The 1,453-nt window shown below is 55.7% G+C and carries 2 protein-coding genes and 1 pseudogene; all 3 read left to right on the top strand.

From position 1 onward, the window contains the following. Nucleotides 1-192 (top strand): annotated as a pseudogene (locus tag PPL9_RS32415) (DUF2793 domain-containing protein); the annotation flags it as partial. After that, nucleotides 189-413, top strand: coding sequence for a hypothetical protein (locus PPL9_RS14195; RefSeq protein ID WP_057463317.1), 225 nt, complete (start codon nt 189-191; stop codon nt 411-413). The pseudogene PPL9_RS32415 and the gene PPL9_RS14195, both read left to right, overlap by 4 nt. A 226-nt stretch (nt 414-639) precedes the next feature. After that, a complete protein-coding gene (locus PPL9_RS14190; protein ID WP_057463316.1) occupies nt 640-1,287 on the top strand; it encodes an N-acetylmuramoyl-L-alanine amidase in 648 nt (215 codons plus the stop codon). Nucleotides 1,288-1,453 lie beyond the last annotated feature (166 nt).

Here is a 1,453-nt window from a genome sequence, read left to right as displayed (position 1 = left end):
GACGGCGAGTTCTCCAAGTTCGGCGGTTCCCTCGGCATTGCCGCTGGCAGCTCCAACAAGGGCATCATCGGCCCGCAAGGCTTTTATTCAGAGACGCCCATTCGCCTGACGGCCAAAGGCAGTGGCTTCACCGGCGGCACCATCAGCGTGGCCATCCATTATCTCAGCGTTGGTGTACCGGACGCACCATGACCAACCTTAGCGAAGTCATTAATGCGCTGGGCGGAGGACCCGCCGCCGTTGCTATTGTCGCTCTGGGCTTCTTTGCCTGGCGGGTGCTCAATTGGTGGCGGCAAGACACCAAAGAATACAACGCTGCCCTTCGTGAAATCCAGAAAGAGGCTACCGAAGGCTTGCAAGCCAGCACAGAGGCCATTCGCGCCTTAACCGAGGAGATCAAGCGCCGTGATTAAACACCTCCTGAAAATCGTTCCGCGGTCCCGTAAACGGACATGCAAGACTTGTAGTCAGCAGGCTGTACTTGCTGTGCGCCAAAAGCGCGAGGAACTCACCCAGGCGCTTCAGGAGCTGGCACAAGCGAGAAAAGCCAAAGACCGAGCCTGATGCCTGCGCATCCCAAAGAACTCATCTCTTCAAGCTGCCTTCGGGTGGCTTTTTTCTATGTCTGGAGGACCAACCATGACGTACACCACACGAGACATCCAAGCCCGACTTGCTGCGCTGGGCTATGATCCTGGTCCCATCGATGGTCTTGGTGGACCAAAGACAAGAGCTGCGATAGCTGAGGCGTTGAAAGCGCGGAACGTGAAGCGCGTCGAGGAGTTGTTTCACGCCTCTGGACTTCACCGCATCATCCTGCATTGGACAGCAGGCGCGGACGGGCTCTTCGAGCTGGAGCGACAGCATTATCATCTCATCATCGATCGCTCAGGCCGAACACATGCAGGAGCACTTAAACCGGAAGCCAACGCGAATTGCCTCGATGGCCGCTATGCAGCCCACACCAGAGCGCTCAACTCCGGCTCCATTGGCGTAGCCTTTGATGCCATGGCGGGCGCAATAGAGTCTCCTTTTGATCCCGGCAAGTATCCAATCACGCAAGTTCAAGTTCAGGCACTAGCGGAGACTGCTGCTGATCTCTGTGAAACTTACCAGATCGCGGTGAGCCCATACTCCGTTCTTACCCATGCAGAAGTTCAACCAACGCTAGGCATCAAACAGCGTAGCAAATGGGATATCGCTTGGCTGCCGGATATGACAGCACCGGGAGATCCGGTCGATGTGGGTAACAAGCTGCGATCCCTCATTGCAACCGCAGGGCTTTGAGCTTTCAAGTTACTGCTGTGACAACTGACAAGAAACTGTATCTCGTTGAAAGTGCAAACAGATCACTGGGGCCACAAGCATGCGTAATCGGGCTCGTCCTTCACGAGAGGTCAGCTCCTGTTAAGATCGCAGCATATTGCTGCGAGGATGGGAGAGCACCATGGAA

This window comes from Pseudovibrio sp. POLY-S9 (assembly GCF_001431305.1).
In the GTDB taxonomy this organism is placed as follows: domain Bacteria; phylum Pseudomonadota; class Alphaproteobacteria; order Rhizobiales; family Stappiaceae; genus Pseudovibrio.
Note: the sequence above shows the minus strand (reverse complement) of the source record. Positions and strands in the feature narration are given on the sequence as shown.

What these genes read in the sequence shown, in the direction of transcription:
- PPL9_RS14195 (WP_057463317.1), top strand. Translation starts at nt 189, where the DNA reads ATGACCAACCTTAGCGAAGTCATTAATGCGCTGGGCGGAGGACCCGCC.
- PPL9_RS14190 (WP_057463316.1), top strand. Translation starts at nt 640, where the DNA reads ATGACGTACACCACACGAGACATCCAAGCCCGACTTGCTGCGCTGGGC.